Annotated in this window: 19 protein-coding genes and 1 rRNA gene; 7 read left to right on the forward strand and 13 right to left on the reverse strand. The window is 34.3% G+C overall.

From position 1 onward, the window contains the following. Positions 1-211 precede the first annotated feature (211 nt). Positions 212-323: ribosomal RNA gene (gene rrf, locus BLW20_RS04480) — 5S ribosomal RNA — on the forward strand. Between the two features lie 328 nt (positions 324-651). Here the strand turns inward: rrf and fabV are convergent. After that, positions 652-1848: an enoyl-ACP reductase FabV gene (gene fabV / locus BLW20_RS04485; protein WP_091096792.1), complete on the reverse strand. Its 1197-nt coding sequence runs from the start codon at positions 1846-1848 to the stop codon at positions 652-654. A 215-nt stretch (positions 1849-2063) separates the two neighbouring features. Between fabV and BLW20_RS04490 the strand changes: the two genes are divergently transcribed. Then, on the forward strand, positions 2064-3290 hold the full coding sequence (locus BLW20_RS04490; protein ID WP_091096794.1) for a PQQ-dependent sugar dehydrogenase: 1227 nt from the start codon (positions 2064-2066) through the stop codon (positions 3288-3290). Positions 3291-3364: 74 nt separating this feature from the next. Here the strand turns inward: BLW20_RS04490 and BLW20_RS04495 are convergent, their stop codons facing one another. Beyond that, a complete protein-coding gene (locus tag BLW20_RS04495) occupies positions 3365-3775 on the reverse strand; it encodes a DUF4293 domain-containing protein (protein ID WP_091096796.1) in 411 nt (136 codons plus the stop codon). Between the two features lie 190 nt (positions 3776-3965). On the opposite strand from BLW20_RS04495, the gene rho reads away from it, so the two are divergent. Together rho and BLW20_RS04505 are read left to right on the forward strand one after the other, a co-directional pair. Continuing rightward, entirely contained in the window at positions 3966-5615 is a 1650-nt protein-coding gene (gene rho / locus BLW20_RS04500) for a transcription termination factor Rho (protein ID WP_091096797.1), read from the forward strand. An 11-nt stretch (positions 5616-5626) separates the two neighbouring features. Beyond that, positions 5627-6058 (forward strand): hypothetical protein, encoded by a 432-nt coding sequence (locus BLW20_RS04505; RefSeq protein WP_091096799.1) that lies wholly within the window; start codon positions 5627-5629, stop codon positions 6056-6058. A gap of 32 nt (positions 6059-6090) precedes the next feature. On the opposite strand, the gene BLW20_RS04510 is transcribed toward BLW20_RS04505, so the two are convergent. The 7 genes from BLW20_RS04510 to BLW20_RS04540 all read right to left on the reverse strand — a co-directional run bounded on the left by BLW20_RS04510 (position 6091) and on the right by BLW20_RS04540 (position 11514). Further along, positions 6091-6534, reverse strand: coding sequence for a hypothetical protein (locus BLW20_RS04510; protein WP_091096801.1), 444 nt, complete (start codon positions 6532-6534; stop codon positions 6091-6093). 63 nt (positions 6535-6597) lie between these two features. Next, the gene (gene tpiA, locus BLW20_RS04515; protein ID WP_091096803.1) at positions 6598-7347 is read right to left on the reverse strand and encodes a triose-phosphate isomerase; all 750 of its coding nucleotides are present in this window, start codon (positions 7345-7347) and stop codon (positions 6598-6600) included. A gap of 1 nt (position 7348) precedes the next feature. Next, positions 7349-7930, reverse strand: coding sequence for a TlpA family protein disulfide reductase (locus BLW20_RS04520; protein ID WP_091096805.1), 582 nt, complete (start codon positions 7928-7930; stop codon positions 7349-7351). Between the two features lies 1 nt (position 7931). Beyond that, positions 7932-9008: an ABC transporter permease gene (locus BLW20_RS04525; protein ID WP_091096807.1), complete on the reverse strand. Its 1077-nt coding sequence runs from the start codon at positions 9006-9008 to the stop codon at positions 7932-7934. A gap of 121 nt (positions 9009-9129) precedes the next feature. Further along, positions 9130-9768: a tetratricopeptide repeat protein gene (locus tag BLW20_RS04530; protein WP_091096809.1), complete on the reverse strand. Its 639-nt coding sequence runs from the start codon at positions 9766-9768 to the stop codon at positions 9130-9132. An 88-nt stretch (positions 9769-9856) separates the two neighbouring features. After that, positions 9857-10957, reverse strand: a complete 1101-nt coding sequence (locus BLW20_RS04535) for a BT_3928 family protein (RefSeq protein WP_091096811.1) — start codon at positions 10955-10957, stop codon at positions 9857-9859. An 11-nt stretch (positions 10958-10968) separates the two neighbouring features. Next, positions 10969-11514: a DUF1599 domain-containing protein gene (locus BLW20_RS04540; protein ID WP_091096814.1), complete on the reverse strand. Its 546-nt coding sequence runs from the start codon at positions 11512-11514 to the stop codon at positions 10969-10971. A gap of 81 nt (positions 11515-11595) precedes the next feature. Between BLW20_RS04540 and folP the strand changes: the two genes are divergently transcribed. Continuing rightward, positions 11596-12423 (forward strand): dihydropteroate synthase, encoded by an 828-nt coding sequence (folP, locus tag BLW20_RS04545; RefSeq protein WP_091096816.1) that lies wholly within the window; start codon positions 11596-11598, stop codon positions 12421-12423. After that, complete coding sequence (locus tag BLW20_RS04550; RefSeq protein ID WP_143037736.1) at positions 12413-13027, forward strand: hypothetical protein; 615 nt, start codon at positions 12413-12415, stop codon at positions 13025-13027. The genes folP and BLW20_RS04550 overlap by 11 nt, the downstream gene beginning before the upstream one ends. 84 nt (positions 13028-13111) lie before the next feature. On the opposite strand, the gene BLW20_RS04555 is transcribed toward BLW20_RS04550, so the two are convergent. The 3 genes from BLW20_RS04555 to BLW20_RS04565 all read right to left on the reverse strand — a co-directional run bounded on the left by BLW20_RS04555 (position 13112) and on the right by BLW20_RS04565 (position 15224). Continuing rightward, entirely contained in the window at positions 13112-14224 is a 1113-nt protein-coding gene (locus tag BLW20_RS04555; protein WP_091096822.1) for a serine hydrolase domain-containing protein, read from the reverse strand. Between the two features lie 154 nt (positions 14225-14378). Then, the gene (gene rlmH, locus BLW20_RS04560) at positions 14379-14852 is read right to left on the reverse strand and encodes a 23S rRNA (pseudouridine(1915)-N(3))-methyltransferase RlmH (protein WP_091096824.1); all 474 of its coding nucleotides are present in this window, start codon (positions 14850-14852) and stop codon (positions 14379-14381) included. Between the two features lie 30 nt (positions 14853-14882). Continuing rightward, positions 14883-15224, reverse strand: coding sequence for a tRNA-binding protein (locus BLW20_RS04565; protein ID WP_091096827.1), 342 nt, complete (start codon positions 15222-15224; stop codon positions 14883-14885). Positions 15225-15282: 58 nt separating this feature from the next. Here BLW20_RS04565 and BLW20_RS04570 point away from each other — a divergent pair, with 58 nt between their 5' ends. Continuing rightward, entirely contained in the window at positions 15283-15858 is a 576-nt protein-coding gene (locus BLW20_RS04570; protein ID WP_091096829.1) for a DJ-1/PfpI family protein, read from the forward strand. A gap of 118 nt (positions 15859-15976) precedes the next feature. Here BLW20_RS04570 and BLW20_RS04575 read toward each other — a convergent pair whose 3' ends face one another. After that, entirely contained in the window at positions 15977-16726 is a 750-nt protein-coding gene (locus tag BLW20_RS04575; RefSeq protein ID WP_091096831.1) for a tetratricopeptide repeat protein, read from the reverse strand. Between the last annotated feature and the right edge of the window lie 88 nt (positions 16727-16814).

The raw sequence follows: 16814 nt of genomic DNA on the forward strand, positions 1-16814 counted from the left end.
CAAGTAGTACTAATAGCCCGTAAGCTTATGTGCTCTGGGAGTTGCTTTGTATAATGCTGACAGCAGTCAGTAATCAGATAAAGATTCTACAAAACAAGTATCGAAAATATGTTAACAATATTGCAGCAAAGCTGCGTTTAGAGTTTAAAGTTCAAGGTTTAAAGTTTTCAAGAACCTTAAACAAAAAAAAATTAAACTTTAAACAAAAACTTAAGGTGGTTATAGCGTCGGGGCTCACCTCTTTCCATTCCGAACAGAGAAGTTAAGCCCGATTGCGCAGATGGTACTGCGTCATAGCGTGGGAGAGTATGTCGCCGCCTTTTTTTCAAAAGAGGATTACTAAAAAGTAATCCTCTTTTTTTGTTATAGCTGCAGCGTGTCCCCATGATCGGTTGCTTCGCCAATTCGCAAGCTCGGGGCGACTGTTGTGTTTATCAAATAAATCCGTATTTTATATCTTTAAAAAAGGGCGGTGGACTAACATGCCGTAAGAAAACAACATATGTGCTTTTTAACCCCATGTCGTTTATGTATTTTTAAAAAGCATTCTTCAGTATGTTTTAAGAGATTATCTTAAAAAAGAATAATCATCAAAAAAGGATTTAACAATTAAGTTAAATCCTTTTTTACTTTTACTAAAATAAATTCTATTTAAATACTTGGTACGTTAACAACTTCATTGGTTTCTGCATCGTAATTAATTTCGTCAAAATTAAAACCGAATAAATTAAAGAAATCCTCTCTGTATCCTTTAATATCCGAAATTTGCTCCAGATTTTCAGTCGTAGCTTCTTTCCATAATTTATCCACTTCTTGCTGAACATCTTCACGCATTTCTAAATCGTCGATTCTAATCCTTCCTTCGGCATCTACCGGAATTTCTCCATTCTCAGTATATAAACGCTCTTTAAATAAACGATACATTTGTTCTATAGTTCCTTCATGAATACCTTTCTCTTTCATCACTTTATATAACAACGATATATAAAGAGGAACCACCGGAATTGCAGAACTTGATTGAGTTACCAATGCTTTGTTCACAGAAACATACGCTTCGCCATTTACGTCTTTTAAGATAGAATGAATGGTCGATGCAGTTGCCTCTAAATCATTTTTTGCCTGACCAATAGTCCCGTTTCGGTAAATAGGGAACGTTAATTCAGGTCCGATATATGAGTAAGCCACCGTTTTAACACCATTTGCCAAAACACCTGCTTTTTGTAAATCTTCCATCCAGAATTTCCAATCTTCACCACCCATTACAGCAATGGTATTGTCGATATCTTCTTGGCTGTCGATAGGATTTATGGTAATGTCAGAAACCACACCTGTGTGAAAATCTACTGTTTTGTTAGAAAATGGCTGACCAATAGGTTTTAATACCGATGCGTAAGCCACGCCTGTTTTGGGGTGTGTTCTGCGAGGAGATGCCAGACTGTAAACAACCAAATCAATCGTTCCTAAATCTTTTTTAATTAAATCGATGGTTTGTTGTTTGATTTCATCTGAAAAAGCATCACCATTGATTGATTTTGCATATAAACCGGCAGCCTGAGCTTCTTTTTCGAAAGCGGCAGAATTGTACCAACCGGCAGTTCCGGGTTTGCCTTCAGTAGCTGGTTTTTCAAAGAAAACTCCAATTGTTGCAGCACCTGAACCAAAAGCAGCAGCTATTCTTGATGAAATTCCAAAACCTGTAGAAGCACCAATTACTAAAACTTTTTTTGGTCCGTTCTTTATTTCTCCCTGTGATTTAACATATTCAATTTGATTTTTGATGTTGACAGCCGTTCCGTCGGGATGCGATGTTAAACAGATAAAGCCTCTTGTTCTTGGTTTAATAATCATCTTGTTATATTTTAATTTATATTGTCTTTGTTTGAAAGACCAAATTTAACCATTTAAATAATATTTTAAAATTATATTTTTATTAGAAATATCAATGTGAAAAATAGATGGAATTTAAGACTTGTTTTTAATTTTTTTAAACTAATGGTTTATAAATAAACTATTTGTGATATTATTTTGTAAATTTAAGACTGAATAATTGTAATTTTTTAGCTATGAAAAAGAATTTTTGTTTTATTCCGATCTTTGTTTTAGCCGGAATTTTCTCTTGTAATGATAACAATGATCCAATTGAAGAACCAATCCAAACAGGTGATCCTGTTGAAACTTTGCCACCCAATACAAGTTATGAACCAGCATTTGAAGGACAAACCAGAATCGGAAGCGTAAAAACGCAAACCCAACTTAAAATTGAAGTAATTGCTTCTAACATTGGTCGTCCTTGGGCAATTGTAAATATGCCAAATGGAAATTTATTGGTTACCGAAAAATCAGGATATATGCAGGTTTTTTCTGAAACAGGTACGTTTTTATCAAAGGTAGAGGGGTTTCCTGTGGTTGATGATGGTGGTCAGGGTGGTATGTTAGATGTTGCTTTGGATCTTGCTTTTGAGTCGAACCGAATGATTTATTGGTCGTTTTCTGAACCCTATGGAAATGGCAATTTAACCTCGGTTGCTAAAGGAAGGTTGTCAGCTGATGAACAATCAATTGAGGGTTCTACGGTGATTTATCGAGCCGAGCCATCATATAACGGCAGTTTGCATTATGGCAGTCGGTTGGCGTTTGACAATGCAGGAAATCTATATGTAAGTACCGGTGAAAGATCTGATTTGGCAACACGACCACAAGCACAACAATTAGATGCTGCTTTGGGAAAAATTATCCGGATTACTACAAACGGGCAGCCGGTTGCGTCAAATCCTTTTGTATCGGAAGCCGACGCAAACCCCGAAATTTATTCTTATGGTCATAGAAATCCGCAAGGGTTGGCATTTCACCCAGTTACCAAACAACTTTGGGAAGCTGAATTTGGAGCAAAAGGTGGAGACGAAATTAATTTTATAGAAGCCGGTAAAAACTACGGTTGGCCGGTTATAACGTACGGATTAGAATACAGCGGCGAAGAAATAGGTGAGGGCATTACCCAGAAAGAGGGTATGGAGCAACCTGTTTATTATTGGGATCCGTCGGTTTCGCCAAGCGGAATTGATTTTTATACCGGTACAGCAATACCCGAATGGCAGCATAATTTATTTTTAGGGGCCTTAAGCGGGCAACATATTATTAGATTGGTCATTGAAAATAACAGGGTAAAAGGAGAAGAACGTTTGTTAGCTGATAAAAACGAACGTTTCCGCGATGTGTTAGGTCAACACCCCAATCAATCTTTATATGCGGTTACCGACAGCGGTAAAATTTATAGGATTTCTAAAAAGTAAAAATTCTATTAAAATCAAAAAAATCCGACCAATGGTCGGATTTTTTAACGCACTAATAAACTAAGATGTAAGGTTTATCGTATACGATCAGCAGATTTTACAAGATCTTCGTCCTTCTTTATGGCTTTGTTGGCTAATGCCAGCAAAATGATAGAAACAATAGGAAGAAACATCCCAATACCCTTCTCTGAAACCAAGGTTTCTCCAGATAAATTTAGCGATTGATACACAAATAATCCTAGTAATATAAAGTTCAATATCATATTCAACCTGTTATAAACAAATTGAGTTTGTCTTTTTTTATAGGAAAAAATCGAAATAATGCTCAATGCGGCACATAAACCAAATAATAGGGTGTAAGCGGTGTTTTGTCCCACGTGAAAGTCAATTCCTTTAACATCCTTCCATAACGGAAAAAATAAAGATAATGGACCTGAAACAATAAACGCCAACGCTAAGTATATGGTTTGTATTCTTTGAATCATTATTTTTCTGATTTGCTTACAAAAGTAACACTTAAATTTCATTAAAAAACATTGATTTTAAAAAAAAATAGTGTAATATTGCAGAAGAAAATCGTAACTTCTTCATTGTTCGACCTTTCTGTACAACTTATCAGATAACTTTCTTTTAAGCAATCACAAAAAATAATATCTAACAACAACGTCACAATTTATGTTTGACAAAAACGTGTTAAAGGGTATGAAACTACCCGAACTAAAAGAACTAGCAAAAACAATTGGTGTAGAAAAAATTAATCTTAAAAAAGATGAACTGATTGATACTATTTTAACGATGCAGGATCGTTTTCAGGGGAACGAGCCTTCTGCTGAAAATCAGCCACCAAAGAATGCTGCTCCCAAAAAAGAGAAGAGAAAACGTATAAATCCTTCAACAGAAGAAACACAAGATCAAAATTTGTTTTCTGAGTCTGTAGCCGAAAATTCTGAAACGAAACCAGAAGCACCATCTACTGAAACGGTTGAAAAACGTAATAAGCCTAATAAAAATCAAAAGCAGTACACCAAATCAACCAATACACAAGAGGTTGCTACCGAAGTTAACGTTGATGCTGATAAAACGCTAAGCAAGGAACCAATGACAGATGAGGCGGTGGCTGAAACAGAGAAACCAGCTCAAAACCAAAACCGGAACAAAAATCAAAATCAGAAAAAACAAAACTACCGCGATCCTGATTATGAATTTGAAGGAATTATTGAATGTGAAGGGGTTTTAGAAGTGCCTAAAGACGGTGGTTCGCACGGATATTTACGTTCGTCTGATTATAATTATAGAAAATCGCCTGATGATATTTATATTTCACAATCACAAATCCGTTTGTTTGGATTAAAAAAAGGCGATACCATAAAAGGAATTGTGCGTCCACCAAAAGGAAATGAACAGCATTTTCCATTGGTTCGCATCACAAAAATTAACGGGCACGAACCTGACGAAGTACGCGATCGTCCTTCATTTGAACACCTAACTCCGCTTTTTCCAAAAGATAAATTTAATTTATCAGGTAACAATTCAAGACTTTCTACACGAATTATCGATTTATTTGCACCTATCGGAAAAGGGCAACGTGGCATGATTGTGGCACAGCCAAAAACAGGTAAAACCATGATGCTCAAAGAAATTGCCAATGCCATTGCTGATAACCACCCGGAAGTTTACCAAATTGTATTGCTGATTGACGAACGACCCGAAGAGGTGACCGATATGCAGCGTAATGTACGTGCAGAGGTTGTTGCGTCAACGTTTGATGAAGAGGCCCGATACCATGTAGAATTAGCTGATATGGTTTTAGAAAAAGCAAAACGTTTGGTAGAATGCGGGCACGATGTGGTTATTTTGTTAGACTCCATTACCCGTTTGGCACGTGCTTACAATACCGTTCAACCGGCGTCGGGCAGAGTATTGTCGGGTGGGGTAGATGCCAATGCTTTGCAAAAACCAAAACGTTTTTTTGGTGCGGCGCGAAATATAGAAAATGGTGGTTCACTAACCATTATCGCAACTGCTTTAACAGATACGGGATCTAAAATGGACGATGTGATTTTCGAAGAGTTCAAAGGAACCGGGAATATGGAATTGCAATTAGACCGTAAAATTGCCAATAAACGTATTTTCCCAGCAGTTGATTTAACGTCATCATCTACACGCCGTGATGATTTACTGCAAGATCGTTTCACGAACAGTAAAATGCTTGTTTTACGAAATATTTTAGCTGATATGAATCCGGTTGAGGCAATTACATTTATCCATGACCGCATTAAGAATACAAAATCGAACGAAGAATTTTTCGATAGCATGAGAGATTAAATTTTGAACTAATGAAGAAAATAATGTTTTTATTGGTGCTGTTAATTGGTTTTACAAACCAGTTAACAGCTCAAAGATTTTCAGAACCTTGGACACCACAACAGCTAATGAGTACTAAAACATTGGCAGATAGAATTGTTCAGAATAAAATGAAGAATACAATTGTTGTAAACATTGGTCCCGATGCAGTAATTAAAAATTCATACAATGCAGGGGCAGGGAGTGATTCTAAAAACATTGAAAAGCTACAAACATATTTAAAAAATATTTCAAAAGATAAAGAAGTTGTTTTGTATTGCGGATGTTGCCCTTTTGAAAAATGTCCCAATATACGTCCGGCATTTAAAGCGATAATTGCAGCAGGATATAAAAACGCTAAACTTTTAAATATTCCTAAAAATATTAAAATAGACTGGATAGATAAAGGCTATCCTGTGAATTAAAAAAAAGAGGTTTTTAAAAACCTCTTTTTTTGTTACAAAGCATTCAACGGGAAATTTAAACCAAGCGAAAAAGTGAAGCCTTTAATAGGTTTTAAACCTTGTTTTGTTTCGATGTCAAGACCATAACCAATACCTAATTCTATCATAGTAGCAAACGACAGTCCGATTTTTGGTGTAACCGTATAAGGTGTTAATTCACCTTCAACAAATGGTAAAATAAGATTGTTAAATGTTGGGTAAAACGTAAAACTACCTTCCGGAATTACCCTGAATTGCTCTCTGAAATAAGCAAATTGTGCGTTTGCTTCTAATTTAAATCCAAAAGAATCGCCGGCTAACGGTTGCAAATAATATCCACCTACTTTTAAAAGGTTACCGGCTTGCGATTGATAAGAAACCGTTGGACCTATTAAGAAATCTTGTGCATTGACACAAATACCTGTTAATAACGCTATGGATAAAAATATTTTTTTCAATGTAAAGGTGTTTTAGAAAGGGACGCAAAAAAATTGTGTTTCAATCATAATGATATTTATATTTTAAATGGCATTGATAATGGCTGTGAAATCAGCAACGTTTAAAGCTGCACCACCAACCAATCCACCATCAACATCGGGTTGAGAAAAAATGGTTTTTGCGTTGTCGGGCTTTACACTTCCGCCATACAAAATGGTAACATTGTCTGCTAAATTACCGTAATGGTGTGCAATTTGTTCGCGGATAAACTGATGCATTTCCTGTGCCTGTTCGGGTGTTGCGGTTTCTCCGGTTCCAATTGCCCAAACGGGTTCATAAGCAATAACAATGTGTTCCCAGGCTTCTTTTGGTAAATGAAACAAAGAATCTTTTAATTGATAAAAAACCACATTTTGAAACTGTTTACTTTTGCGGTCTTTCAGTTCTTCGCCCACACAGAAAATCACTCGCATTTTATGACGCAAAGCGGTATCTACTTTATTGGCTAAAAGGGCAGGAGTTTCTTTGAAATATTGTCTGCGTTCAGAATGACCTAAAATGACGGTTTGCACTCCGATACTTGTTAACATATCGGCAGAAATTTCTCCGGTAAACGCACCGCCTTCTGCTTGATGCATATTTTGTGCCGCCACAGCAACATTGGTATCTTCTAAAATTTGCGTTGCCAGCATTAAATTGGTAAATGCCGGGGCAACAATTACTTCTACCTCTTTTCCTTCGGGCATTTCATTGATCAAATCGTTTAAAAAAGATCCGGTTTCTTGTGCGTTTTTGTGCATTTTCCAGTTTCCGGCGATAATTTTATGTCTCATATTAAGGTTGTAATTTATCTAATGTTTTAATTAAAAGAGAATCATTGGCAACAATGGCTTTTTTTAGGGCAATGTTTCCCTGAGTATCGACAACGATGTAGCGGGGAATCCAGTCTAATTCAATCGAAGTACCGAATTCATCCTTCATTTTTTCGTTTAAATAATAATGATCTCCCTGTAAATCGTATTTTTTAATGGCTTCTTTCCATTTGTCTTTTGTTTTGTCTAATGAAAGAAATACAAAAGCAGTGGTGGGATATTTTTCTTGCAGGTTTTTTAATTCAGGAAAACCCTTGATACAATCAGGGCACCACGATGCCCAGACATCAATCACAATTGCGTTTCCTTTGTGTTTATCTAAAATTTTTTGAAACGAAATCTTGTTTCCGTCGTTATCATCAAATTCTTTATTTAATGTAACCGGATTAAAAGCGTTGTTGTTTTTAGAAACATTATCTGTTTCAATAGCTAAAGAGTCTTTTAACTCGTTAATTTCTTCAGCAATCTTGGCATCAACTTTTTTGGTATCGCAGCTAACAGCGATCATTCCCAATGCAAAAAGGGCAATAAAAACTTTTTTCATATCATTTCAATTTTATTTTTGGATCTAAATAAGCGTAGATTAAATCTACTAATATAGTAATTAATACAAATGTGGTAGCAATGACAATTACAGACCCCATAATTACCGGAAGGTCTAAATTGTTCAGTGCATCAACGATTTCTTTTCCCAAACCGTTCCATCCAAAAATATATTCTACAAAAACTGCACCAGCCAGCATAGAGGCAAACCAACCCGAAATAGCAGTTACTACCGGATTGAGTGCATTTTTCAACGCGTGTTTTGTAACGATTTTATAGGTTGATAAACCTTTGGCTTTTGCCGTGCGAATGTATTCTTGATTTAAAACTTCTAACAAAGAATTACGCATTAACTGAATGACTACGGCCAACGGGCGGATTCCTAAAACCACAGCAGGCAATAGGGTATTTCTTAGTGCAAGATATGTTCCGTTTCCAAAATCGTCAACCTCGTATAAGCTTCCGGTCATGTTTAAATGCGTATAGTTGTGCAAAACAAATCCAAAAATCCATGCAAATAAAATGGCACTGAAAAAGGAAGGAACGCTCATGCCCAACGTGCTGACAAAGGCAATAATTCGGTCAAACCAACTGTTGGTATATAATGCGGACAAAACGCCTAAAACAATCCCGATAGACAATGCAATAACAATAGAAAAAATAGCTAAAACCACAGTACTTGGCAAGGTATGTGCAATGATTTCGGTGACTTTTTTACCGTTTTTCTGAAAGCTTTCCCGTAAATAAGGTGTTTTTAAAACAATGGTGTAATTTTTAGTACGGAATAAAACGCCTCCGCTGTATTTTTCTTTGGTATAAAACGTGTAATGATCCGGTTGATTCTTGTGTAACGATACCGGTGATAAATCGTTCAGGTAATAAAAATACTGATTCAGAACCGGCTGGTCAAAACCGTATTTTTTTTTGATGATGGCTAATTGTTCCGAATTTTCATTTTGATCAAGCATCATCCGTGCAGGATCTCCCGGCAATATGTTGAACAAAATAAATACAACGGTTATTACACCAAAAAGTGTAAAAAACGAATAGCCTAATTTATTTAAAAAATATCTGAACAAGTTGTTGTCGGTTAATTACGTGTTAGTTAGTCACTTTAGATCTCAGTATAAGAAATTTTAGAACCTATTCGGGCTTTACTTCTACAATTTTCTATCCTAGACATTTTTTAAGGTGATGCTGTTATATTTCATCAAGTTGTTCCTTAATTAATTGTTCTACTTTTTCATTATTTGTCAAAATCCATTTTTGTACATTTTTTGGTGGTCTTTTTTCTTCTATGTACTTAATAAAATTTACAGTTTCCTGATAGTCATCTGCATTTGGTTGTAATTCAATATATTTTCTATATGTTTCTAACATTCGGTCAGTTTCTTGGTAACTTATTCCTTCGGAGTAAAGTAGATTTCGATAACTTTTACCAATAAAATAATTAACTCCAAAAAACTGACTTGAATTTTTATCTATTAAATTGAATGCTTTTTCAAAATAACCTATTGCTTTTCTGAAACTTCTATTTTCTGCCATAAAGTTATTAATCCCTCCATACCACAAAGAAGCAACGTTTAGGCTGTCAATCTTTAAAACTTCTTGTATAATAATTTCTGCATCATCATTTTTTCTTTGATTAATTAATGATAATGCAATTTGATTTTTATATAGTAGATTGTGTGGTTCTTCCTTAAGAGCTTTTTCAAATATTTCTTGAGCTTCTTTATTTTTACCTTGTTGCATTAAAGCATTTCCTTTTTCAAGAAAATTTTCTTGTCCAAATGATAATTGTGAAACAATGATTAATAAAAGTAAAATAACTTTTTTCATTTTATTTGTATTAATATAATCAGTTCTACAAAATTTTTATAATCTTGTAGAACATTTGACTTTATGACTTTTAAACTTTAGACGGTTTTTATTTAATCATCAAATCATCTACATCGTTCCAGTGTTTTTTATCTTTAATCACACCGTTTTCTAATGTAATATAACTTGGGTTGGCGCGTTCAATGGTTTTTAACGTGGTTCCGTCACAGAAATAAAAATCTAAATCTAATTTAAAATTTGATTTAACTGTATTAATAATTGATTGGTCTGATGCCGTTAAACCAATAACCTCATAACCTGCCAACTGTGCTTTTTTAACCGTTTCGTTAATGGTTTGCAATCCTTTTTCGCTGGCTTTGTTTAAATCATAAGCCACAATTAACAAGGCTTTTGGGGCAGCCAATACTTCGGGCGTATAATCTTGTCCTTCTAATTCCATTGTTAAATCGTGGATTTTAGGAATATATCCTTCTTGAACCACATGTTCGTTACGTGATACAAATTCCGCATTTGCCGGTAATTGTGACAGTTCTTCCATTTTAAATTCTTTTTCTACACCGTCAATTTTATAGGTGAAAACAATGTCGTAAACAGCTTTTGGTGCATCGGCAGGAATTTCCATTTCCTTTTTAATATCAGTGCCCACTTTATATGCTCTGAAATCTTTAACCGGTAAATGGTTCAATACGTGGTAGCCAAAATAAATACAGCCTATTAAAGCAATAAAAGTAATAGCGCCATTTACCGCATTGCTAAACAATGGTTTGATGTATTTTTGACCGGCAAATAAAATCAAAATCAGAATTAAAAGTACAATGTCTTTAGAAAAAGATTCCCAAGGGGTTAATGGAATGGCATCTCCAAAACAGCCACAATCGGTTACTTTGTTGAAATATGCCGAATAAAATGTTAAGAACGTAAAGAAAACGATCATTAACAGCAACAGCCAAAGGGTTACTTTTTTAAAGAATCCTAACAACAGCATCACTCCTAAAATTACTTCGACAATAACGATGGTTACGGCTATTGCCAATGAAAACTGTTGAAGGAAAGGCATGTTAAATACGCCTTCTGAAAAGTATTCATCTAATTTGAACGAAAAACCAACCGGATCGTTTAGTTTGATCAATCCCGAAAAAATAAATAGTAATCCGACGAAAAATCTTGAAAAATGTGTAAGTAATTTCATTTTTATAGTTTTTAGTTAGTAGCAAATCTCATTAAAATTAGTGCAAAAACCGCATAATTGATGATGTCTTGATAATTGGCATCTAAACCTTCTGAAACAATGGTTTTGCCCTGATTATCCTCAATTTGTTTCACGCGCAGTAATTTTTGCAGAATAATATCGGTATGCGAACTGATCCGCATATCACGCCAGGCCTCGCCATAATCGTGATTTTTATTCATCATCAGTTCTTTGGTAATTGCAATGTGTTTATCGTATAAGTCAACGGCTTCTTCAGCTGATAAATCGGCTTCTTTAGAAACGCCTTTTTCTAACTGAATCAATGCCATAATGCTGTAATTGATGATTCCGATAAATTCAGAGCTCTCGTCTTCATCAATTTTTCTTGTTTTATTCTCCTGCAGCGATCTAATTCTTTGTGCTTTGATGTAAATCTGATCTGTTAACGAGGGTAATCTTAAAATACGCCAGGCACAACCGTAATCCTGTAATTTTTTAACATACAGATTTCTACAGATTGAAATTATTTGGTCGTATTCTTCAGAAGTATTTTTCATTGACGTAAATTTGTTCAAAAATAAACAAATTTGTTTCAAGTTTCAAGATTTCAGGTTTCAAGTTAACCAAACTTTAGAATAATGACAATAAACTGCAAAGGAAAATTAATCGATTTAAAAATTCCGAAAGTAATGGGGATTTTAAATGTTACTCCCAATTCTTTTTATGACGGAGGACTACATCATTCGCTTGATAAAATTGAACAACAAACCGAGAAAATGCTGAACGAAGGTGCTGATATTATTGACGTGGGTGCGTATTCAACCCAGCCTAACGCTTCTTTTGTTTCACAAGAAGAAGAATTAGGACGAATTATCCCTGTGGTGAGCCATTTGGTTAAGAAATTTCCGGACATTATTTTATCTGTTGATACCTTTCGAGCCGAAGTCGCCAAGCAAACTATAGATTTAGGTGCAGCGATTATTAACGATGTTTCAGCAGGATTCTTAGACGATCAAATGATGGCTGTGGCAGGGGCTATGAACGTTCCGTACATAATGATGCACATGAAAGGAACACCGCAAAACATGCAGCAGTTTACCGATTATGAAGATGTGATGCATGATATGATTTTGTATTTTTCTGAACGAATGGCAACGGCACGTAAACACGGAATAATTGATGTGATTATTGATCCCGGTTTTGGATTTTCTAAAACATTAGATCAGAATTACGAAGTTTTAAACAAGCTGGATTTATTACAAAACTTAGATGTTTCGGTACTTTCGGCATTGTCTCGAAAATCTATGATTTACAAGTTTTTTGAAAACACCCCACAAGAAGCATTAAACGGAACATCGGTTTTAAACACTATTTCGTTGATGAAAGGAGCAAATTTATTACGTGTACACGATGTAAAAGAAGCGGTAGAATGTGTAAAACTATATAAGAAAACGTATGAAAACTAAACTATTTATCTTGATTTTTGGTGCGATCGTATTTGCATCGTGCCAACAAAAAGAAATGAAAATCAGCCGGTCTGATTTTTCTGTACAAACCGAAATGACTGATTTTAGTCCCGTTTATATTTCAAAAAACGATAAAGGCAACGTAGAAATTAATAAGAATAATTTAATAGGAAATACCCATTGGGTGATTTCTGCCGATAGGGATTTAACTTTGAACGAAATTGCTCCGTTTTTACAGCAACTAACCGAAAAAAAATACAAAAAAGGAGGCTTGCATCCCGATACCAAAGATATTTATATGGTTTACAGTGACACAGTTCATAAACAAAACGCTTATGTGGAATTGCCTTTTAAAGAGATTTATATTGATGTTCCGCCGCCTGAAATAGAATCGGAGTTAAATGTTAGATATTTGCACAAGGTATTAAACGTAAAAGATTTTAAAGAAAAATTTTTTGAAAGAACGGCAATCAAAGAACCTTATGAAAAGATTGATATTAATTTCTCTAAAAATATGTTTGTGGAAGAGTTTGTAAATATCTTGATTGAAATGGAAAAGCAAGATATTATAAAGACGATAGATATTTCAACTTCTATTTATTGAAATAATCTTTGATAACTGCCCATATTTCTAAGAGCAGTTATAAATCAATTATTATAAAATTAGCTGTTATCCCTGTTTTTTTACTTAGTAAGCATGTCCTAATGATGATAAAATTTCCCACCAATCGGCTTTTCCTTCATTTTTGCCAAGTCTAACAATGACCAGATTTTTTTCAGGATGCACATAAATATATTGACCTAAAATACCTTGAGCCATAAAATCTCCGGTTTGAGTAGGTAACCACCATTGATATTGATAATATCCCACACTTCCTTTTGTTGTATCAATTTTAGTAGATTGCATAACCCAATCTTCAGAAACAATTTGCTTGCCGTTCCATTTTCCTTTGTTTAAATAAAGCCTTCCGATTTTGGCATAATCTCTTGCTCTTGCATTAATACAACAAAACGTTTTTTCTAATCCGTTTTTCTTTTTATCCAAACTCCAGCTTGCATCAAACTCCATTTCTAAAGGTATCCATATTTTTTCTTCAAGGTATGATGTGATTGTTTTGTCTTTCAACGCTCTTTCTAAAACCAGTCCTAAAAGTTGTGTGTTTCCGCTGAGGTATTCAAATTCTTTCCCCGGTTCCGATTTCAATTTCATTTTGCTTATAGCTTTCCGTAGATTTGTGCCGTAGTAAAATGTTGCTACATCACCAAACGGGTTTGTATATCCCTCGTTGAATTTTAATCCGGAAGTCATTTGTAATAAATGTTCAATGGTTACTTTCTCAAAACCATTTTGTTTAAGTTCGGGAATGTAGTTTGTGATTGGTTCGTTTACAGATTGAATCAATTTGTCGTCAATAGCACAACCAATTAAAATAGATGTAATAGATTTTGCCATTGAGAAAGAGGGAACAATAGAAGTTTCATCGTATTTTTCCCAATATTTTTCATATTGAATGGTGTCGTTTTGAATGATTAAAAACGCTACGGTTTTATTGTCTTTTAAATATTGTTCGAAGGGATAACTTTTTTCATTAATATAAAGGTCTTTGGGAACTTTACCTTTTGTAGTAGCAGAAAATAGGAATGTATTTGTGCCCGTTTCAATATTTCTTGCAGGAAATTTTTTGTGGTCATTGATGTCAGCAAAGTTGTACACAACAAATCTTCCGACTTTACAGGAATTCAATGTTGTTAAAAAAAGTAAAGTTATTGCAATGAATTTAAGTTGATTAAGCTTTCTCATTCTGGAGCATTTGTTTAAAATGACATATATAATACCCAAATATACAAAACCTATGAAAACGATTAAGCAAGATATTAAAAAGACGATATATCTTTCAATTTAATAATCTTTGTTGATTCTTAAGATTTAAAACATTTGACTTTAGATAGACATTTTACTGATGATGATAAGGTTCATTCTTTAAAATAGTAAAACCACGGTAAATTTGTTCAATAACAAACAAGCGGACCATTTGGTGCGAAAATGTCATTGCCGAAAGTGAAATTTTTCCGTTTGCTTTTTTGTAAACTTCTTCCGAAAAGCCATACGGTCCACCGATTACAAATACTAAGGTTTTAATACCTGCGTTCATTTTCTTTTGCAGTTCGTCGGCAAAACCCATACTTGAAAAGCTTTTTCCGTTTTCATCTAACAAAATTAAATGATCGGTTGCGGTAAGTTTTGATAAAATCAATTCTCCTTCTTTTTGTTTTTGCTGTGCTTCAGAAAGGTTTTTAACGTTTTTAATATCGGCTATGATTTCTAAATCAAACTTAATGTAAAAGCCCAAACGCTTGGTATATTCATCAATTAACGCTTGCAGATTTTTATTATCGGTTTTACCAATTGCCAAAAGTTTGATGTTCATAGAAATTTGTTTTTGCAAAAATAAATTAGTTTAGCCAATTGCCAAACCATTTTCTACCACTTTTCCCGGAGTCAGTAAAGTAACTTCTTTATTCGTTCCCACAACACCTAAAACTAGGCATTCGCTCATAAAATTGGCAATTTGTTTGGGCAGAAAGTTAACCACAGCTACAATTTGTTTTCCAATTAAATCATCAATACCATACAAAACGGTAATTTGTGCCGATGTTTTTCTGACGCCTATTTCTGATCCAAAATCAATCCACAATTTGTAAGCCGGATTTTTAGCTTTTTCAAAAATCTGAGCATCAACAATGGTTCCTACACGAAGGTCTAATTTTTCAAAATCGTTCCAAGAAATTTCGGTTTTCATAACATTTATTTAATAAAAAGTGAGTAAATTTAAACATTAACCCAAATCAATAAAAGTTATGAGTAAAAAAGTTTTAATGCTGGCAGGTGATTTCGTTGAAGATTATGAAATTATGGTGCCATATCAGGCGTTATTGTCTGTAGGAGTAGAGGTAGATGTGGTGTGTCCGGGTAAGAAAAAAGGAGAGCAGATTGCTACTGCCGTCCATGATTTTGTCGGATTTCAGACGTATGCTGAGTTACGTGGACATAATTTTACACTGAATCAAACGTTTGAATCCATTAATTTGGAAAATTATGACGGATTGTATGTTTGTGGTGGTCGTGCTCCGGAATACATCCGTTTAAACAAAGAGGTAATTTTGGCAACGAAGCATTTTTTTGACAGAAACCTTCCGGTTGCAGCAATTTGTCACGGAATTCAGATTCTCACCGCGGCAGATGTTTTGAAAGGAAGAACATTGACTGCCTATCCGGCTGTTGGTCCGGAAGTAACTTTGGCTGGCGGAACGTTTAAAGAAATAAATGCTGATGAAGCTATTACCGATGGTAATTTAACTACTTCACCAGCTTGGCCGGGACATCCCGCTATTCTGAAGGAATTTTATAAATTGTTAGGAATTACCATTTCTTAAAAATAAAAACATTTTTTAATTTTAGGCGAAACATCCTTTTGACAAAGTAATTCTTTTGAAGATTTTCCTTGTCAAAAGGATACTTTTTTATTGTTTCAGGTAATTTTAAAGGTTATAATTATTCATTTATTTGAATATTGTTTTCTTTTAGAATTTTATAGAAAATATCGGTTTTGTTTTCTTTTTTTAATTCTGTAAAAGTATAATTTATAATTTCTTCTGCATCTACTCGGTAAGGAGAATTGGTTTCTATGTACATTAAGTAAGCTTTACACATGTAATCTAAACCTTTGGGAATATCGTTTTTGTAAAAAATATAAATTCTACCAACACCATAATCAGCCTCTGCATTTTTAGGATAAACCTTTGTTATATTTTTATAAGCTTCAATAGCTTTGTCGTACTCTTTCATAATCTCATAAACCACAGGAATGTTTTGCAGAGGCATAAAGCCATTCGGTTCTAATTTTAACGAGTTTTTATAGGCATCTAAAGCCAAATCATACTTTTCAAGCTTTCGGTATGCCAAGCCCAAATTATCCCAGGCAAATGAGAAAATGGGATCGGTTTCTATTGCCTTTTGATATGCTTTTGCTGCAGCTTCAAAATCGTTTTTTTTCATAAAAATATCACCTTCTCGGTAATAATCTATAGCTTTTTCATTGTTTGAAAAAGAATTGGGAAAAATATAATCGTGAGAATTGACCAATACTTGCATACTTTCACAATTCTGCATTAGATAACGTTCTACATCAAAATAAAAAGAACTTCCGTAAACTTTTTCGTTAGGATCGTATGCAATATTTACTTCTTTTTTTGAAGGGTCGTTCTTTGTTTCTTCATAAGCAGATGTTAATTGGTCTAACAAATTATAAGGACGAATATCATCTTCGATACATTTTTTTATTTCACTGTTTTTTTCATCTGATGTTTTTCCAGGTCTTACAATTTTATCT

It is taken from the genome of Paenimyroides marinum, from assembly GCF_900108395.1.
GTDB classification, from domain to species: Bacteria; Bacteroidota; Bacteroidia; order Flavobacteriales; family Flavobacteriaceae; genus Flavobacterium; species Flavobacterium marinum.